The 18,477-nt window shown below is 56.1% G+C and carries 17 protein-coding genes; 12 read left to right on the top strand and 5 right to left on the bottom strand.

Annotated elements, in window-relative coordinates; translation table 11 throughout:
- Positions 1 to 171: 171 nt before the first annotated feature.
- From ACH1XZ_RS17190 to paeA, 6 genes are all read left to right on the top strand, one after another.
- Positions 172 to 1,326 carry a Gfo/Idh/MocA family protein gene (locus ACH1XZ_RS17190; RefSeq protein ID WP_185669130.1) on the top strand — a complete coding sequence of 385 codons (1,155 nt, stop codon included), beginning with the start codon at positions 172 to 174 and terminating at the stop codon, positions 1,324 to 1,326.
- A 19-nt stretch (positions 1,327 to 1,345) separates the two neighbouring features.
- The gene (locus ACH1XZ_RS17195; protein WP_395596530.1) at positions 1,346 to 2,524 is read left to right on the top strand and encodes a Gfo/Idh/MocA family protein; all 1,179 of its coding nucleotides are present in this window, start codon (positions 1,346 to 1,348) and stop codon (positions 2,522 to 2,524) included.
- Between the two features lie 2 nt (positions 2,525 to 2,526).
- On the top strand, positions 2,527 to 3,594 hold the full coding sequence (locus ACH1XZ_RS17200; protein WP_395596531.1) for a Gfo/Idh/MocA family protein: 1,068 nt from the start codon (positions 2,527 to 2,529) through the stop codon (positions 3,592 to 3,594).
- Between the two features lie 12 nt (positions 3,595 to 3,606).
- The gene (locus ACH1XZ_RS17205; RefSeq protein ID WP_395596532.1) at positions 3,607 to 4,626 is read left to right on the top strand and encodes a Gfo/Idh/MocA family protein; all 1,020 of its coding nucleotides are present in this window, start codon (positions 3,607 to 3,609) and stop codon (positions 4,624 to 4,626) included.
- Between the two features lie 91 nt (positions 4,627 to 4,717).
- A complete protein-coding gene (locus ACH1XZ_RS17210) occupies positions 4,718 to 6,262 on the top strand; it encodes an MFS transporter (RefSeq protein WP_395596533.1) in 1,545 nt (514 codons plus the stop codon).
- A gap of 260 nt (positions 6,263 to 6,522) precedes the next feature.
- Positions 6,523 to 7,866 carry a polyamine export protein PaeA gene (gene paeA / locus ACH1XZ_RS17215; RefSeq protein WP_395596534.1) on the top strand — a complete coding sequence of 448 codons (1,344 nt, stop codon included), beginning with the start codon at positions 6,523 to 6,525 and terminating at the stop codon, positions 7,864 to 7,866.
- A 70-nt stretch (positions 7,867 to 7,936) separates the two neighbouring features.
- Here paeA and ACH1XZ_RS17220 read toward each other — a convergent pair whose 3' ends face one another.
- Positions 7,937 to 8,143 (bottom strand): DUF1107 domain-containing protein, encoded by a 207-nt coding sequence (locus tag ACH1XZ_RS17220; protein WP_035893246.1) that lies wholly within the window; start codon positions 8,141 to 8,143, stop codon positions 7,937 to 7,939.
- Positions 8,144 to 8,464: 321 nt separating this feature from the next.
- On the opposite strand from ACH1XZ_RS17220, the gene ACH1XZ_RS17225 reads away from it, so the two are divergent.
- Positions 8,465 to 9,019, top strand: a complete 555-nt coding sequence (locus ACH1XZ_RS17225; protein ID WP_395596535.1) for a YtfJ family protein — start codon at positions 8,465 to 8,467, stop codon at positions 9,017 to 9,019.
- Here the strand turns inward: ACH1XZ_RS17225 and cysQ are convergent.
- Complete coding sequence (gene cysQ, locus ACH1XZ_RS17230; RefSeq protein WP_395596536.1) at positions 9,016 to 9,762, bottom strand: 3'(2'),5'-bisphosphate nucleotidase CysQ; 747 nt, start codon at positions 9,760 to 9,762, stop codon at positions 9,016 to 9,018. The genes ACH1XZ_RS17225 and cysQ overlap by 4 nt on opposite strands.
- 211 nt (positions 9,763 to 9,973) lie before the next feature.
- On the opposite strand from cysQ, the gene ACH1XZ_RS17235 reads away from it, so the two are divergent.
- On the top strand, positions 9,974 to 11,917 hold the full coding sequence (locus ACH1XZ_RS17235) for a bifunctional 2',3'-cyclic-nucleotide 2'-phosphodiesterase/3'-nucleotidase (RefSeq protein WP_395596537.1): 1,944 nt from the start codon (positions 9,974 to 9,976) through the stop codon (positions 11,915 to 11,917).
- A gap of 106 nt (positions 11,918 to 12,023) precedes the next feature.
- On the opposite strand, the gene ACH1XZ_RS17240 is transcribed toward ACH1XZ_RS17235, so the two are convergent.
- A complete protein-coding gene (locus tag ACH1XZ_RS17240; RefSeq protein WP_395596538.1) occupies positions 12,024 to 12,410 on the bottom strand; it encodes a winged helix-turn-helix transcriptional regulator in 387 nt (128 codons plus the stop codon).
- An 84-nt stretch (positions 12,411 to 12,494) separates the two neighbouring features.
- On the opposite strand from ACH1XZ_RS17240, the gene ACH1XZ_RS17245 reads away from it, so the two are divergent.
- The 3 genes from ACH1XZ_RS17245 (at position 12,495) to ACH1XZ_RS17255 (ending at position 15,294) form a co-directional block, all read left to right on the top strand.
- A complete protein-coding gene (locus ACH1XZ_RS17245) occupies positions 12,495 to 13,343 on the top strand; it encodes an SDR family oxidoreductase (protein ID WP_395596539.1) in 849 nt (282 codons plus the stop codon).
- Positions 13,344 to 13,424: 81 nt separating this feature from the next.
- Positions 13,425 to 14,249 (top strand): AraC family transcriptional regulator, encoded by an 825-nt coding sequence (locus ACH1XZ_RS17250; RefSeq protein ID WP_395596540.1) that lies wholly within the window; start codon positions 13,425 to 13,427, stop codon positions 14,247 to 14,249.
- 76 nt (positions 14,250 to 14,325) lie between these two features.
- Positions 14,326 to 15,294 carry a DMT family transporter gene (locus tag ACH1XZ_RS17255; protein WP_395596587.1) on the top strand — a complete coding sequence of 323 codons (969 nt, stop codon included), beginning with the start codon at positions 14,326 to 14,328 and terminating at the stop codon, positions 15,292 to 15,294.
- A 92-nt stretch (positions 15,295 to 15,386) separates the two neighbouring features.
- Here ACH1XZ_RS17255 and ACH1XZ_RS17260 read toward each other — a convergent pair whose 3' ends face one another.
- Entirely contained in the window at positions 15,387 to 17,036 is a 1,650-nt protein-coding gene (locus tag ACH1XZ_RS17260) for a methyl-accepting chemotaxis protein (RefSeq protein WP_395596541.1), read from the bottom strand.
- A 230-nt stretch (positions 17,037 to 17,266) separates the two neighbouring features.
- Here ACH1XZ_RS17260 and ytfE point away from each other — a divergent pair, with 230 nt between their 5' ends.
- Entirely contained in the window at positions 17,267 to 17,929 is a 663-nt protein-coding gene (gene ytfE / locus ACH1XZ_RS17265; RefSeq protein WP_395596542.1) for an iron-sulfur cluster repair protein YtfE, read from the top strand.
- A gap of 35 nt (positions 17,930 to 17,964) precedes the next feature.
- On the opposite strand, the gene nudI is transcribed toward ytfE, so the two are convergent.
- Complete coding sequence (gene nudI / locus ACH1XZ_RS17270; RefSeq protein WP_395596543.1) at positions 17,965 to 18,390, bottom strand: nucleoside triphosphatase NudI; 426 nt, start codon at positions 18,388 to 18,390, stop codon at positions 17,965 to 17,967.
- Positions 18,391 to 18,477 lie beyond the last annotated feature (87 nt).

Genomic DNA, 18,477 nt, shown 5'->3' on the forward strand with positions numbered 1-18,477 from the left:
CATATTTTGCAAATTTTTGCAGATGCAGTTTGCTGATTTTAAAACGCATTTTCACTTTCCCGCCCATATTCCTGCTTGGCCTGCGAGCATTCTCACAAATTCCGTTTGTCCGCGTTATCCGCCTTCCCTATTTTCAGACTTCAGTCATTCCTATCACGGTTAAGGTGCAACATGGATAAGGTGCGTTTCGGCATTATTGGCGTGGGTAACATTGGTACCCTTCACGCCCGTTACCTGATGGCAGGTACGGTGAAAGAGGCCTGCCTGACGGCAGTGTGCGATAACGATCTCAGCAAGCATCCGGCTATTCGCCAGCTGGTTGGCGACGGCATCACCCTATTCGACGATGCCGAAACCATGCTGAAAAGCGGGCTGATCGACGCGGTTATCGTCTCAACCCCGCACTACGATCATCCGGGCCTGTCGATGATGGCGATGCGCCACGGCATCCATACCCTTTGCGAAAAACCGGCCGGGGTTTACACCGCCCAGGTGCGTGAAATGAACGAATACGCCCGCGGCTGCAACGTGGTGTTCGGCATGATGTTCAACCAGCGTCCTAACCCGCTGTATCAGAAAGTGAAAGATCTGATCGACAGCGGCGAGCTGGGCGAACTGCGCCGCTCCAACTGGATTATCACCAACTGGTATCGCTCCCAGAGCTACTACAACTCCGGCGGCTGGCGCGCCACCTGGAAGGGCGAAGGCGGCGGCGTGCTGCTCAATCAGGACCCGCATCAGCTCGACCTGTGGCAGTGGCTGGTCGGTATGCCGGTGCGCATGCGCGCGTTTTGCCAGTTCGGTAAGCATCGCGATATTGAAGTGGAAAACGACGTCACCGCCTACGCCGAATACGCCAACGGCGCAACCGGGGTCTTTATTACCACCACCGCGGAAGCGCCGGGCACCAACCGCCTGGAGATCACCGGCGATCGCGGCAAGGTGGTGGTCGAGGAAGGTCGCCTGCGATTCTGGCGTCTGCGCGAGTCTGAACCCGAATTCAACGCCCGCTGGCAGAACGGCTTTGGCGAGCCGGAATGTTGGGAAGTCATCATCCCTACTCCGCCGGAAAGCAGCGAGCACCACGTGGTCACCGCCAACTTCTGCGACGCCGTGCTGCACGGTAAACCGCTGATTGCCCCCGGCACCGACGGGATTCGCGGCCTGACGCTTTCCAACGCCATGCACCTCTCCACCTGGACCGACGACTGGGTCAACCTGCCGTTTGACGAGGCGCTGTTTAAAAAGCTGCTGGACGAGCGCATCGCCACCTCCGTTGAAAAACAGGTCGAAAGTAAAACGCTGGATGCCTCCGGCACCTGGTAATCCGCATCAGGAGAGACACATGTTACGCATTGCTATCGTGGGAACCGGGAACATCTCCCACAACCATATTCAGGGATATCAGGAGTTTGCCGACCGCTGCCAGATAGTCGCGCTGGTCGATATCTACCCAGAGAAAGCGCAGGAGAAGAAAGAACGTTACGGGCTGACCAACGCTACGGTGTTCAGCAGCCACCAGGCCCTGCTGGAATCGGGTCTTGAGGTGGATATTGTTGATGTCTGCACCCCGCCGTATGTCCACGCCCAAATCAGTATTGATGCGCTAAACGCCGGTAAGCACGTGCTGTGCGAGAAGCCGATGGCGGCATCATTAGAGGAGTGCGACGCGATGATCGCCGCCCAACGCGCCAGCGGCAAAATCCTCTCGATCATCGCCCAGAACCGCTTCACCGACGCCTTCTGGCGTTTAAAGCAGGTGGTCGATTCCGGCGAGCTGGGGAAAATCTGCCACGCGCAGGTGGACTCATTCTGGTGGCGCGGCCACTGCTATTACGACCTGTGGTGGCGCGGCACCTGGGAAAAAGAGGGCGGCGGCTGCACCCTGAATCATGCGGTGCACCATATCGACGCTATCCAGTGGATGCTCGGCTTCCCCACCGAGGTGGTGGCGATGATGACCAACGTCGCCCACGATAACGCCGAGGTTGAAGACCTCTCCGCCGCCATTTTCCGCTACAGCAGCGGCGCGCTGACGCAGTTGACCGCCTCGGTGGTGCATCACGGCGAAGACCAGAAGATTGTGATTCAGGGCGAAAAAGCGCGAATCTCCGCGCCATGGGACGTGTGGGCCAGCGTCTCCGCCGATAACGGCTTCCCGCAGGAGCAGCATAACGACGCGCTGGAAGCACGACTGGACTCACTTTTCCGCAATACGCCAAAGCTCAAATACACGCTGCATACCGGGCAGATCAACGACCTGCTGAACGCGGTGGAGCAGCGCGGCGAACCGCTGATTGACGGCGTGCAGGGTAAACGCTCGCTCGAGCTGATTACCGCCATCTATCAATCTTCCATTACCGGGCGCGTGGTAACGCTGCCCGTCAGCCCGGACGAGCCCTGGTATAAAACCGGTGGCCTGGTTTCCCTCGCCCCGCACTTCTACGAGAAGGCGGCATCGGTCGAGAACTTCAGCGAAGTGGGCGCGATTCCGTTGGGTAAAGATTTGGACAAAGGAGCATAAACATGAGCATCAAAGACGGTATGAACTACGCCCCGGTGGGCAAACCACAGCCGGTTGTTGGCCAGGGTGAGTTTATTATTGCGGCGGCGGCGTTAGACCACGGTCATATCTACGGGATGTGTAACGGTCTGATTGAAGCCGGTGCGACGCTGAAATGGGTTTATGACCCGGACCCGGCGAAGGTCGACAAGTTTGTGCAGCAGTACCCGCAGGCGCAGGTTGCGCCGACGCTAGAAACGATTTTAAACGACGCCAGCGTCCATCTCGTGGCTGGGGCGGCGATCCCGTCCGAGCGCTGCGCGCTAGGGCTGAAGGTGATGGATGCCGGGAAAGACTACTTCACCGATAAAGCCCCGCTGACCACGCTGGCGCAACTGGAAGCCGCGAAACGTAAAGTGGCGGAAACCGGCCGCAAATACGCGGTGTACTACAGCGAGCGCCTGCACGTAGAAAGCGCGGTCTTTGCCGGGCAGTTAGTTGCTGAGGGCGCCATTGGCCGCGTCATGCAGACGCTGGGCGTCGGCCCGCACCGCGAAGGCACCGGTCGCCCGGACTGGTTCTACGAGAAAGAATTCTTCGGCGGCATCCTGTGCGACATCGGCAGTCACCAGATTGAGCAGTTCCTGTTTTATACCGGCAACAGCGATGCGCGCATCGTGGCAAGCCAGGTTCGCAACGTGAACCATCCGCAGTATCCGCAGTTCGAAGATTTCGGCGATGCCATGCTGGCGGGCGACAACGGCGCCACCGGCTATTTCCGCTGCGACTGGTTTACACCGGATGGCCTCTCCAGTTGGGGCGACGGTCGCTTAACCCTGCTCGGCACCGACGGCTATATCGAAATCCGTAAGTACGTCGACATCACCCACGGCGAGCAGGACGTGGTTTACCTGGTCAACAAAGAGGGCGAGTTCCGCTATCCGGTGGCGGGCAAAGTGGGCTTCCCTTATTTCGGCGAGCTGATTCGGGACTGCATGAATCGCACCGAAAACGCCATGACCCAGGCACACACCTTTAAAGCAGCCGAGCTTTGCGTCAAAGCGCAGATGCTGGCGAACGCGGTGGAATAACGGGAGGCGGAAATGAACACACGTCATGTCGCCATTATCGGCTGCGGCGCCATCCATACCTGCCACGTGGACGCGCTGCGCCATGTGCCGGGCGTTGTCCTGCGGGCGATTGTGGATATCGATAGCGCCAAAGGAAGCCAGCTTGCGGCCGACTATGGCTGTCACTTTTATCAGGACTACCGCGAGATGCTGCTGGATGACGCCATTGACGTGGTGCATATCTGCACGCCGCACTACCTGCATAAACCGATGATCCTTGCCGCGCTGGCGGCAGGGAAACAGGTTTTCTGCGAAAAACCGGTGGTGATGAATCCACAGGAGGTGGAGGAGATTCAGGCCGCGGCAGAGCGCTTCCAGCGCCGCGTCGGCGTCTGCTATCAAAACCGCCTGAACCCCACCAGCCTGGCCATTGAGCGCTGTATTGCCGACGGTACGCTGGGCGGCCTGCGCGCCATCAAGGCGGTGCTCACCTGGTCACGCTCTGGGGATTACTATGCCGCCAGCCCGTGGCGCGGTAGTTTCGCGACTGAAGGCGGCAGTCTGTTGATTAATCAGGCGATTCATACGCTGGATCTGATGCAGTGGTATGGCGAGGGGGTCAAGAGCCTGAAAGGGGTCGTCGACAGCGCACTGTTGGCCGACGAGATTGAAACCGAAGACAGCGCGATGGTCACTCTGCGCTTTCACAACGGCGCACGCGGGCTGTTTTACGCCAGCAACTGCCATATCAGCGACTCGCCACTGCTGCTGGAGTTGGAGTTTGAACGGGGAATGCTGCGCCTGGCGGACAACGTACTGTGGCAGTTCTGCGGTGATGAACGCACGCAGCTTGCCAGCGACGCTGCGCCCGACGGCATCGGCAAAAGCTACTGGGGAATCGGCCATCGGCTGGCCATTCTCCATTTTTACCAAGCGTTAAACGATCCCGCCAGTGCAGACTACTGCGATATTGCTGAGGCGGCCAAATCATTACAGATGGTTAATGCCATTTACCAATCGTCACTATTGAGGAAATGGGTGAATATAGACTAGCGATCGTCATCCGATTTTTCCTGCTGTCAATAAGATACAGTGCAGGGGTCACTCTGCACTGACACCCTACCAGTACAGGAATAATAATATTATGGTTAAACCAACTGAACGTCGCGTTGGCTATGGTACCGCTATTGGCTACGGCGTCACTGATTTATTTGGCGGCGGCGCCTTTGCCGTTATAGGAACCTGGCTTTTATTTTTTTACACCACCTATTGTGGCCTGAGCGTTTTAGAAGCGGGGTCAATATTTGCTATCGCTCGTATTATTGATGCCATTTTGAGTCCGGTGATGGGCTATATCACGGATAACTTTGGTAATACCTGGCTTGGCCGCAAGTTTGGCCGTCGCCGTTTTTTCCTGTTGATAAGCTCGCCGCTGATGTTTCTCTACGCGCTGGTGTGGATTACCGACATGAACTATTGGTACTACCTGGGCACCTATCTTTCCATCGAGCTGCTCTCTGCAATGGTACTGGTGCCGTGGGAAACCTTATCCGCCGAAATGACCAACCGCTTTAGCGAGCGTACGCGTCTTTCCGGCGTGCGCATGATGTGCTCCGCACTCGGCGGTTTTTTAGCGGTTTCCGTACCGGGTATTATTATGCAGTACACCGGTAAAGATAATTCATTCACCTACACCTTAACCGGGATTGTTTTTGCGACCATTTATTGCGTCGCGGTATTTACCACCTGGGCTTGTACCTGGGAAGCGAAAGACGTTCGCGAAGAATATGAATTCCAGTCGGATAATCAACGCGGCGGCGGCCTATTTAACCATTTAAAATACCTGGTTATTGATCTTATATCTTCATTCAAAATAAGAATATTTCGTCAGCACATTCTGATTTATATTTGTTCATTTACCGCCATGGATGTTTTTGGTTCGGTATTTACCTATTACGTGGTTTACGCATTACACCACGATACCGAAATGGTTTCCGGGCTATTAAGTATTGCCGCTTTTGTTTCGATTCCCGGCACCTTCGGCTTTATGATGCTGATGAATAGATTTAACCTCACGCCTTCCGCGGCGCTAAGGCTTTCCTATGGCAGTATTATGGTGGTGCTGGCGTTCCTGTTTATCATTTATATCGGTAATTTGCAGGTGCCGACGCTGCTGTTCTCCGCCGTGTTTGTGTTGCTGGGGCTGGCAAAAGCCGGGCTGTACTACATTCCCTGGAACATCTACAGCTTTATCCCTGATGTGGATGAGATTGTCACCCGCCAGCGCCGTGAGGGGATCTTTGCGGGCGTGATGGTACTGACGCGTAAAAGCACCGTCGCGCTGGCGATTATGCTGATTGGTATTGTGCTCGAGGAGAGCGGCTTCGTGAAAGGCGGCGGCGCACAGCCTGCCAGCGCGCTACACGCGATCATCGGCCTGATGGTGTTCGCCACCGCCGGGATGCTGGCCGTGAGCTTCTACATGACCTATCGCTTTAAGCTGACGCAAAAAACGCACAGCCTGCTGATTAAAGAGGTGGCGCGGCGCAAGCTCGGCGGGAATGCCGAGGACTGCGATCCGGAGACGCGTCAGGTGATTATGGCATTGACGGGATATGCGTATAACGAGGTCTGGGACGCAAAGCCGAAAGGGCACGAGAAGAGTAAATCGCTCGCCACCAGCGGATAACCTCAGTCACACCGTAGGCCGGATAAGCGAAGCGCCATCCGGCAGAACCCGCGTGCATTGCCGGATGGCGCTTCGCTTATCCGGCCTACCGCTCTCCCCACCTAAACAAAATGTGACCTCTGGCGGCTTTACAGTGCTTTACGCTATACTAACCGCTGAAATTGTCGCCCCATCACCTACGGGGCGGTTTTCAATGTGTATTCCACACGGATTTATAAACTTCCCCTTCCGAGGATCTGGCCCGACGGGCTGGATAAGATATGTTAAACAGTATATTAATCATACTCTGTCTGATCGCTGTAAGTGCGTTCTTCTCTATCTCTGAGATCTCACTTGCGGCATCACGCAAGATCAAACTGAAACTGCTTTCTGATGAAGGCAATATCAACGCCCTACGTGTTTTAAAAATGCAGGAAAACCCCGGTATGTTCTTTACCGTGGTGCAAATCGGCCTTAACGCCGTTGCCATTCTCGGCGGTATCGTCGGCGACGCCGCTTTCTCTCCCGCTTTCCACTCCTTGTTCTCAAAATACATGTCAGCGGAACTCTCCGAGCAGCTGAGCTTTATCCTCTCCTTCTCGCTGGTGACCGGGATGTTTATCCTGTTCGCGGATTTAACCCCGAAACGCATCGGTATGATTGCGCCTGAAGCCGTGGCTTTGCGTATCATCAACCCGATGCGCTTCTGCCTGGCGGTCTTCCGGCCGCTGGTGTGGTTCTTCAACGGCATGGCCAACATCATCTTCCGCATCTTCAAGCTGCCGATGGTGCGTAAAGACGACATTACCTCCGATGATATCTACGCGGTGGTCGAGGCCGGCGCGCTGGCTGGCGTGCTGCGTAAGCAAGAGCACGAGCTGATTGAAAACGTATTCGAGCTGGAATCCCGTACCGTGCCGTCGTCCATGACCCCGCGCGAGAACGTTATCTGGTTCGATCTGCACGAAGACGAACAAAGCCTGAAAAACAAAGTCGCCGAACATCCGCACTCCAAGTTCCTGGTGTGTAATGAAGACATTGACCACATCATTGGCTACGTCGACTCCAAAGACCTGCTGAACCGCGTGCTGGCTAACCAGAGCATGGCGCTGAACAGCGGCGTGCAGATCCGCAATACGCTGATTGTACCGGACACCCTCACCCTCTCTGAGGCGCTGGAAAGTTTCAAAACCGCCGGGGAAGACTTCGCGGTTATCATGAACGAATACGCGCTGGTGGTAGGGATCATCACTCTTAACGACGTGATGACAACCCTGATGGGCGACCTGGTGGGTCAGGGGCTGGAAGAGCAAATCGTTGCCCGTGACGAGAACTCCTGGCTGATTGACGGCGGTACGCCGATTGATGACGTGATGCGCGTGCTGGATATCGACGACTTCCCGCAGTCGGACAACTATGAAACCATCGGCGGCTTCATGATGTTTATGCTGCGCAAAATCCCGAAACGTACCGACGCAGTGAAGTTCTCCGGCTACAAGTTTGAAGTGGTGGATATCGATAACTACCGCATCGACCAGCTGCTGGTGACGCGCATTGATAACAAGCCGACGGTACTGGTGCCGAAGCAGTCGGATATCACTGAAAGCGAACAGCACGGCGCGTAAAACGGCGGTGCCAGAAACATCAACGGCTCCCATTGGGAGCCGTTTTTAATTCTGCCGCATCGTGTTCTGATTACGCCATGTCAGTCTGTAGGCGTAACACGTGGCGGTTAACTTCAGACATCACAGAAAGGTGCTGAATGTCTCTGACTTTTGGGATAAGAATTTTGCCCTTATCAAATTCAAAAGCGCCAACGTCCTTGATGTACAACCGTCCACGGAACAGGGTCTTAACGTATTTGGCTACCTGAAACGGGTTGTAGCGTTGGAAAATTTTCATTCTAATCTCCTGCAAGTACTACGCCCTTGTTGTCCACATTTGGCTCAACGCTCCGGGGCGCAAAGTGAAGTACTTGTTAACTATAGTCCATAACAACAGAGGACCTCTATCATAGAGGCCCTTATTTACCTTTTTATTACAATAATTCAGAACTTTCTTTTCAGCTATACGACGAACACAGTATAAGCCTTCGATTTCGGGAGATTGTGTGCGTTCCTCCACAAACTGGCACCGCCTTTGCGGGAAAAAAACATAGATCGCACATATGATTAAAGCTATCGGCCAAGTGGTCGGATCACCTGCATATAAAAAGGAAAAACCATGACCCTACGAACCCTTCTGGCGGTTTCATTCCTGTTAATGCCGTTAATGGCAACCGCACATAACTTTACAAACGGACAGCGCGTTTCGCCGGTTGGCGTGGCGGATCGCGGCGAACTCATTCTCGATAATGATAAGTTTAGCTATAAAAACTGGAACAGCGCGCAGCTACCTGGGAAAGTGAGAGTCGTGCAACATATTGCCGGGCGTTCATCGGCAAAAGAGAAAAATGCGACGCTGGTCGAGGCGATAAAAGCCGCTAAGTTGCCGCATGACCGCTACCAGACCACCACAATTGTTAACACTGATGATGCGATTCCGGGCTCCTCTATCTTCGTGCGCAGCAGCATCGAAAGTAATAAGAAGCTCTACCCTTGGTCACAGTTTATTGTCGACAGCGATGGTCTGGTGCGCAAAGCCTGGCAGTTGGATGAAGGCAGTTCGGCGATTGTGGTACTGGACAAAGAGGGACGGGTTCAGTGGGCCAAAGATGGCGCGCTGACGCAGGAAGAAGTGCAGCAGGTGGTTGCCCTGCTGCATAAGCTACTGAATTAAAAAATAGAGACGCGGAAGCCGGGGTTCAGGAACGATTCACGCGGGGTGTAATCCAGCGTTTTGCCCTGCCAGTCGTTGACGTGTGCACCGGCAGCAGCAGCCACCGCGTGCCCTGCGGCGGTATCCCAGATATTAGTTGGCCCGAAGCGCGGGTAAAGCTGCGCTTCGCCTTCCGCCACCAGGCAGAACTTCAGCGACGAGCCGATAGACGCGGTGTCGTGTTCACCCAACTGCTGCAGATACTCTTTCAGTTCGTCATCGTTGGCGTAGTGCGAACGGCTCACCACTACTTTCGGCGGGTTCGCGTCACGCACCTGAATCTGCTTACGCACGCCGCATTCTTCTTTCCACGCTTTGCCGTTTTCCGCGCTGTACATCACCTTGAGTACCGGTGCGAATACTACGCCCAGCACCGCTTTACCGTTTTCAATCAGCGCAATGTTAACCGTGAACTCACCGTTGCGCTTGATGAACTCTTTGGTGCCGTCGAGCGGGTCCACCAGCCAATAGCGCTGCCAGTGCTGGCGTACATCCCAGCCCGGCGGGTCCTCTTCAGAAAGAATCGGCACGTCGGGCGTCAGCGCCTTCAGCCCTTTGATAATGACATGGTGCGCCGCGATATCGGCCGCCGTCACCGGGGAATCATCTTTCTTGCTGGTGACGTCCAGCGGCTGCTTTCCGTCATACACCTGCATAATGGCATCACCCGCGTCGCGCGCGAGTTGACAGACTTGTTCTAACATTCTCCACCTCGTTGAGATTACAGTGGCGTTAACTTATTGTTTTATTTATATCGCATCGCCGTTAATTCTGCTATTCCCATCATCGTCCGGATATCTGTGAACCGTTACCGATTTCCTGTCACGCTTTTCTGGCATGATTCACATCCTCGTAAGTAACAGAATACAAATACATTTAAATCTGTGTGTCAGATCTAAAAAAAGGATGCCTCTGATGATCAAGTTTAGCGCAACGCTTCTGGCGACGCTGATTGCCGCCAGCGTGAATGCCGCCACGGTGGATCTCCGCATTATGGAAACCACTGATTTACATAGCAACATGATGGATTTTGATTACTACAAAGATACCGCCACCGAGAAGTTCGGCCTGGTGCGCACCGCGAGCCTGATTAATGCCGCTCGCGACGAAGTGAAAAACAGCGTACTGGTCGATAACGGTGACGTTATTCAGGGCAGCCCAATGGGCGATTACATGGCGGCCAAAGGGTTGAAACAGGGCGACGTTCACCCGGTTTATAAAGCCATGAACCTGCTCGATTACAGCGTCGGCAACCTCGGTAACCACGAATTCAACTACGGGCTGGATTACCTGCACAAAGCGCTAGCGGGAGCTAAATTCCCGTACGTTAACGCCAATATCATCGACGTTAAGACCAAAAAGCCGCTGTTTACGCCATATCTGATTAAAGAGACAGAGGTTGTCGATAAAGACGGTCACAAGCAAACGCTGAAGATTGGCTATATCGGCTTTGTGCCGCCGCAGATCATGACCTGGGATAAGGCCAATCTAAGCGGTAAAGTGACGGTGAACGACATCACCGAAACCGCGCGTCACTACGTGCCGGAGATGCGCGCCAAGGGTGCCGACGTGGTGGTGGTGATTGCCCACTCCGGCCTCTCCGCTGATCCGTATCAGGCAATGGCGGAGAACTCCGTCTATTACTTAAGCCAGGTGCCGGGCGTCGATGCCATTATGTTTGGCCACGCGCATGCAGTTTTCCCGAGCAAAGATTTCGCCAGCATCAAAGGGGCGGATATCGAAAAAGGCACGCTTAACGGTATTCCAGCGGTGATGCCGGGGATGTGGGGCGACCATCTTGGCGTGGTTGACCTGGTGCTGAACAACGACAGCGGCAAGTGGCAGGTGACTTCCGCGCAGGCTCAGGCTCGCCCAATCTATGACGCCGTCGCGAAAAAATCACTGGCAGCGGAAGACCACAAACTGGTTGATGCGCTGAAGGCCGATCACGACGCCACCCGCGAGTTCGTCAGCAAGCCGATTGGCAAGTCCTCCGACAATATGTACAGCTACCTGGCGCTGGTGCAGGACGACCCAACCGTGCAGGTGGTCAACATGGCGCAGAAGGCCTACGTTGAGCACTTTATTCAGGGCGACCCGGATCTGGCAAAACTGCCGGTGCTGTCTGCCGCCGCACCGTTTAAAGTCGGCGGACGTAAGAACGACCCGGCAAGCTACGTTGAAGTGGAAAAAGGTCAACTGACCTTCCGCAACGCCGCCGACCTCTATCTCTATCCAAACACCCTGGTGGTGGTGAAAGCCAGCGGTAAAGAAGTGAAAGAGTGGCTGGAGTGCTCGGCCGGGCAGTTCAACCAGATTGACCCACACAGCAGCAAGCCACAATCGCTGATTAACTGGGACGGTTTCCGCACCTATAACTTCGACATTATCGATGGCGTAGATTATCAGGTCGATGTGACCCAACCGGCGCGCTACGACGGCGAATGCCAGAGCCTTAATCCGAAATCCGAGCGCATCAAGAATCTGACCTTTAACGGCAAGCCTATCGATCCGAACGCCACGTTCCTCGTCGCCACCAACAACTATCGCGCTTACGGCGGTAAGTTCGCGGGCACCGGCGATGCGCATATTGCCTTTGCGTCACCGGATGAAAACCGTTCGGTACTGGCGGCATGGATTGGCGAGCAGTCGAAGAAAGCCGGAGAAATTCACCCAGCGGCGGACAACAACTGGCGTCTGGCACCGATTCACAGCGATACCAAACTGGATATCCGCTTTGAAACCTCACCGTCAGAAAAAGCCGCGGCGTTTATCAAAGAGAAAGCGCAGTATCCGATGAAGCAGGTAGCGACGGATGATATTGGGTTTGCGATTTATCAGCTCGATTTGAGTAAGTAAAAGACCTGCCGGGTGGCGGCTACGCCTTACCCGGCCTACGCGCGAGTTAGCATGGTAGGCCGGATAAGCGCAGCGCCATCCGGCAAACGAAGCCCGGCCGAGGCGTTTACGCCGACGCCGGGTTCTGCTGCGCCATCACCGTCGGCAAATTCACCTCAATCCAGTCCGCCAGCGCCGCCACCTTCTCACTCACCTCTTCCCCCAGCGGCGTCAGGCTATACTCAACGTGCGGCGGGACCACCGGGTAAGAGATGCGGTTGAGGAAACCATCCTGCTCCAGCGCCTGCAGCGACTGGGCGAGCATTTTTTCGCTGACCCCGCCCATCTTGCGGCGCAGGTCGCTAAAGCGATGCGTACCTTCACGCAGCGCCACCAGAATCAGTACGCCCCAACGGCTGGTCACGTGTTTGAGCACGTCCCGCGAAGGGCAGCTTTCGGCAAACAGATTGCCGTTGCGCAGCTTTTGCGTCAGCGTCGGATTTATTTCTTTCATACTTACCTTTTTGTACGTACTTACTAAAAGTTAGTTAAGGTGTTAGCTTACCACAACACCATACGAATACGAAGGAGAAGCCCCATGATCGCCATTACCGGAGCCACCGGCCAACTCGGCCAGCACGTCATTACTAACCTGCTCAACACCACCGCCGCTAACCAGTTGGTTGCCGTCGTCCGCAACCCGGCGAAAGCCGAAGCGCTGAGCCAGAAAGGGATCGTCGTTCGTCAGGCCGATTACGGCGACGAAGCGGCGCTGACCAAAGCCCTGCAGGGCGTGGACAAGCTGCTGATTATCTCCTCCAGCGAAGTCGGCCAGCGCGCACCGCAGCACCGTAATATCATCAATGCCGCCAAAGCTGCGGGCGTGAAATTCATCGCCTACACCAGCCTGCTGCACGCTGATAAATCCCCGCTGGGCCTGCACGTAGAACACGTTGAAACCGAGAAGATGCTGGCTGATTCCGGCATTCCTTATGCGCTGCTGCGTAACGGCTGGTACACCGAAAACTACCTGGCGAGCGCACCGCCTGCGCTGGAACACGGCGTGTTTATCGGTGCGGCCGGTGAAGGCAAAATTGCCTCAGCTACCCGCGCTGACTACGCCGCTGCCGCCGCGCGCGTCATCGCTGAAGAAGGTCATGCTGGGAAGGTTTACGAGCTGGCGGGCGACCACGGCTGGACGCTCAGCGAACTGGCCGCTGAGCTGGCAAAACAGAGCGGTAAAAAAGTAGTGTATCAGAACCTGAGCCAGGCCGATTTCGCCGCCGCGCTCAAAAGCGTTGGCCTGCCTGCCGGTCTGGCTGACATGCTGGCGGACTCTGACGTTGGCGCGTCAAAAGGCGGCCTGTTCGACGACAGTCACACCCTGAGCAAACTGATTGGCCGCCCAACCACGCCGCTTGCTGAGAGCGTCAAAGGCATCCTGTAATCGTTAAAAATCGGTTAAATGTGGTAGCGCCCCCGCGGGCCATCTCTGATAATAAAAGAATGGTCCAGGGGGAAACATCACGTGCAAGGCGTACCAGAACAGTTCAGCGATGAGAAAGACAGCGCCCGCTTTCGCCATCTGGCGCAGGTGCCGGGCGTTGAGCTTTATCATGCGCATATCTCCCGTTACGCCTTTGAACCCCACACCCACGAAGCGTTTGGCATCGGCGTCATTGAAGCCGGAGCCGAGCGTTTTCGCTATCGCGGTACCCAGCACGTTGCACCGGTCCACTCGGTTGTCACTATGAACCCTGACGAACTGCACACCGGCGAGGCGGAAACCGCCGACGGCTGGCGTTATCGGATGATTTATCTTCAGCCCGACCTGCTCGAAGAGGTCATCGGCATTCGCCACTGGTGGTTTGACGACGTCACCCGCCACGACCCGCAGCGCTCGTTGTTGATTGGCCGCCAGATCCACGCCCTGTGGCATACCGACGACCCACTCGCGCAAAAAGGGCTACTGCTCGATATGATAGACACCTTCCAGCCGCTGGCCTGTCATGCACCGGTGCTGGCGGAAGGGGCGCACCGCTTTGCCCACGTGCGCGACTATCTCTATGACAACTACATGCACCCGATTACCCTCGACGAACTGGCGAACGTCGCGGCGCTGAGCCCGTGGCATTTCCAGCGCCAGTTCAAAGCCCATTTCCACGTTACACCGCACCAGATGCTGATGGCCGTACGCTTATGGCGCGCTAAAGAGTTTCTGACCCACGGCATGCCCGCCGCTGAAGTCGCCGCCGCAACCGGGCTGACCGACCAGTCGCACCTCACCCGCGCCTTTACCCAGCGCTATGGCATTACCCCGGTGCGCTACCAAAAACAGGTTGTCCGTCGCTAATCAGCAATCTCATACAATACTGCACGCTTTTCCCCTCCTACACTTTTGTGCATGTTTAACAGAAGTGGAAGTCATGATGATTAGCGGTGTGCTGTATGCCCTGTTAGCGGGTTTGATGTGGGGGCTGATTTTTGTCGGGCCGTTAATCGTGCCGGATTACCCGGCGGTGTTGCAGTCGATGGGGCGCTATCTGGCGCTGGGGCTGATTGCCCTGCCGCTGGCGTGGCTTGGCCGCGTGCGTTTGCGCCAGTTAACGCGTCAGGACTGGTGGACGGCGCTGGGGTTGACCATGGTCGGCAACCTTATCTATTACGTCTGCCTTGCCAGCGCAATTCAGCGCACCGGTGCGCCGGTTTCAACAATGATCATCGCCACGCTGCCGGTGGTGATCCCGATTTTCGCCAACCTGCTCTATAGCCAGCGCGACGGTAAGCTGTCGTGGATGCGGCTGATGCCCGCGCTGGTGCTGATTGGCATCGGGCTGCTGTGCGTGAATATCGCCGAGCTGCGCCAGGGTTTGCCGGATTTCAGCGGCTGGCGCTACGGCTCCGGGATTGCGCTGGCGAGCGTGTCGGTGGTGTGCTGGGCATGGTATGCCCTACGTAACGCCCGCTGGCTGCGAGAAAACCCGCACCAGCCGCCGCTGATGTGGGCCACCGCACAGGCGCTGGTGACGCTGCCGGTTTCCGTTATCGGCTATGTCGCTGCCTGCCTGTGGCTCAACGTCCAGACGCCGGATTTCGCGCTGCCTTTCGGCCCGCGACCGGCGGTATTTATCGGGCTGATGATTGCGATTGCCGTGCTCTGTTCGTGGGTGGGCGCGCTGTGCTGGAACGTGGCGAGCCAGCGGCTGCCGACGGTGATCCTTGGGCCATTGATTGTCTTTGAAACGCTGGCGGGGTTGCTGTACACCTTCCTGCTGCGCCAGGAGATGCCGCCAATGTTGACGCTGAGCGGGATTACGCTGCTGGTAATCGGCGTGGTGATTGCGGTGCGGTCAAAACCGCAGAAACCGGCGGTGATGCCGGTTTCGGGGGATGCCTGATGGCGCTGCGCTTATCAGGCCTACAGGGGCAGAGCCGTTTGTAGGCCGGATAAGGCGTTCACGCCGCCATCCGGCAATGTGCTCGCGGTGACTTAAAAGGTTTCCCAGTTCGCTTCGTTGAGCGGCGCGGCTTTCGCCGTTGGCACGGAGGCTTTCTTCACTGGCGCTTTCTGCATCGACTGCTGGCGGGAGATTTTAAATACCGCCACCGTCTCGTTCAGGCGCGCTGCCTGCTCTTCCAGCGCTGATGCGGCGCTGGCGGACTCTTCCACCAGCGAGGCGTTCTGCTGGGTGACGCGGTCCATCTCGGCAACCGCCTGGCCCACCTGGTCAATGCCGCGGCTTTGCTCATCGGAGGCGGAAGCGATTTCGCCCATAATGTCGCTGACGCGGGTAACGGCGTTGACGATCTCTGCCATTGTTTCACCGGCTTCGTGCACCAGCGCAGAACCGGCGCTGACGCGGTTGCCCGAGTCATCAATCAGCCCTTTAATCTCTTTCGCGGCCTGCGCGCTGCGCTGCGCCAGCGTGCGGACTTCACCGGCAACCACGGCAAAGCCGCGCCCCTGTTCACCGGCTCGCGCCGCTTCTACCGCCGCGTTCAGCGCCAGAATGTTGGTCTGGAAGGCGATGCCGTCGATGACGTTGGTGATCTGGGCAATTTTGCTGGAGCTGGCGGCAATCTCGTCCATGGTACGCACCACGCCGTCGACCACGTTTCCGCCCTTCTGCGCGGTTTCAGAGGCGTTCTGCGCCAGTTGAGTGGCCTGACGCGCGTTGTCGGCGTTTTGTTTCACCGTCGCGGTCAACTGCTCCATGCTGGCGGCAGTCTGCTCCAGCGAGGCCGCCTGCTGCTCGGTGCGCGAAGAAAGATCGTTACTGCCTGCAGAAATTTCGCCCGCACCGGTGTAGATGGTGTCCGCTCCTTCGCGAACCACGCCGACCGTCTTCGCCAGCGACTGCTGCATGTCGTTGACGTTACGCGCCAGCAGCGCCATTTCGTTGCTGCCTTCGGTGTTGATATTGTTGGTCAGGTCGCCTTCGGCAATATGACGAATGTGGTCCATCACCTGATGCAGCGGCTTCAGCAGCACGCGCTGCATCGCCACCCAGCTCACCACAATAACCGCCAGCGCCAGCGCCAGCATCACCCCAAGGCTCCAAAGAATCCGCACGTAGTCGCTTTCGTTTTGTTTAACCCCTGCGGTGGTCAGCGCGGCCTGCGCCGCACGCCAGTCCAGATAAACCGCCTGCATCGCCTGCTGTTTCTGCTCGGCATTTTGCTTGAACATCTCTTCCAGCTTGCCTTCCGCCAGCAGTTCATTCATGCGCGCAAGCGTCGCGGAATAGATGCCGTACTGTTTCTCAAGGCTATCCGACAAATGGCCGTCCAGCCCTGGGGTTTCCGGCAGCGCGTAATATTTGTCGTAGTGACGCTTCGCGTCAGCCAAAAGATTATTCGCCGTGTCCACCAGCGTTTTCAGTTCGCCGCCGTTGACGCTGCTTGCCATGGTCCCCTGCAGACGCAGCATGCCGCGGTTGAGGGTAACACGGGCCTGGTTGAGGCTAATCCACGCATCGGTAAACTCCGCCACGTTCTGGCTGGAGAGCTGCGAAACGTTAAAATTCTGTTTGTCGTTATTCAGCGCACGGACGAATACGCCCGCCGAAATCAGCTGCATCGCGCCCAGCGCGACCAGCACGACAATCAGTACGGTAATCACTTTTATTCTTTTAAACATCTTTTGCCTTTAAGTGCAGGTGGTCTGAAGTCTCACTATCGGCAGCGCCACGCGCTTGTTTAATCGATTCAGGTCTTACCAGAGGCATTCTTAATAAGATTCAGCACGTTAAAGCGGAATAATTTTTTGTGACAGCCATCACTTAATTCCACTGCCTATAAAGGGGTATATCTTCGATTTAAAGATGCATTTAAAATACATCTTATATTATTGATGACGAGGTAACTGCTATGGCCTTTCGCGACCAACCATTAGGCGAGCTGGCGCTCTCCATCCCACGCGCATCCGCGCTGTTCCGTAAATACGATATGGATTACTGCTGCGGCGGTAAGCAGACTCTAGCCCGTGCGGCGGACCGCAAAGCGCTGGACGTTGCCGTGATTGAAGCTGAACTGGCAAAACTGGCCGAACAGCCTGTGGAAAAAGACTGGCGCGTTGCACCGCTGGCCGAAATCATCGACCACATCATCGTGCGTTACCACGACCGTCACCGCGAGCAACTGCCGGAGCTGATTCTGCAAGCCACCAAAGTCGAACGTGTACACGCCGACAAACCGAATGTGCCAAAAGGCCTGGCGAAATACCTGACCATGCTGCATCAGGAGCTTTCCAGCCACATGATGAAAGAGGAGCAGATCCTGTTCCCGATGATCAAACAGGGCATGGGCAGCCAGGCGATGGGGCCTATCAGCGTGATGGAAAGCGAGCATGACGAGGCAGGTGAACTGCTGGAAGTGATCAAGCACACCACGCAGAACGTCACCATTCCACCGGAAGCCTGCACCACCTGGAAAGCGATGTATAACGGCATCAACGAGATGATCGACGACCTGATGGAGCACATCAGCCTCGAGAATAACGTGCTGTTCCCACGCGCGCTCAAAGGCGAATAAGATGGCTAAGCGCCTCCCTGCGGGAGGCGTTTTTTTTACAGCAGCCCTTTCTGGCGGAAGGTTTCTCGCGTAGCGACGTTGAGATCCATGTCGGCCAGCGCTTCGGGTTTTACCCAGGCGACCTCCTGAAACTCCTCGTTAAACGTAATATCCCGGTTGGCGCTCACGCAGTCGAAGATGAGATAAATCATGTAGATTTGCTCGGTGGTTCCGTCGGCGTAGGTTTTCACCCGCACGTCATCGCGAAAGGTCCACGGTTTCACTTCGATAATCTCCAGCGCGTCACCCAGCTCTTCTTTTATTTCGCGTCTCAGCGCTGCTTCCATGGTTTCACCCGGCTCCATGCCGCCACCGGAAATCGCCCACTGCCCTGGGAAAACGCCGCGGTCATCGGCCATTTTGCACAGCAGGTATTCGCCCTCGTTTTGAATCACCGGGCAGACTATCGTTCTCTGACGCATTTCATCTCCATACGCTTTTTGTTTGTGGCGGGGAAAGTAGCACGTAAAGAAAGCGGGGACGTAGAGGTGGGGCTCAAAAACGAAGAA

It is taken from the genome of Kluyvera chengduensis, assembly GCF_044197065.1.
Classification (GTDB): Bacteria; Pseudomonadota; Gammaproteobacteria; order Enterobacterales; family Enterobacteriaceae; genus Kluyvera; species Kluyvera ascorbata_C.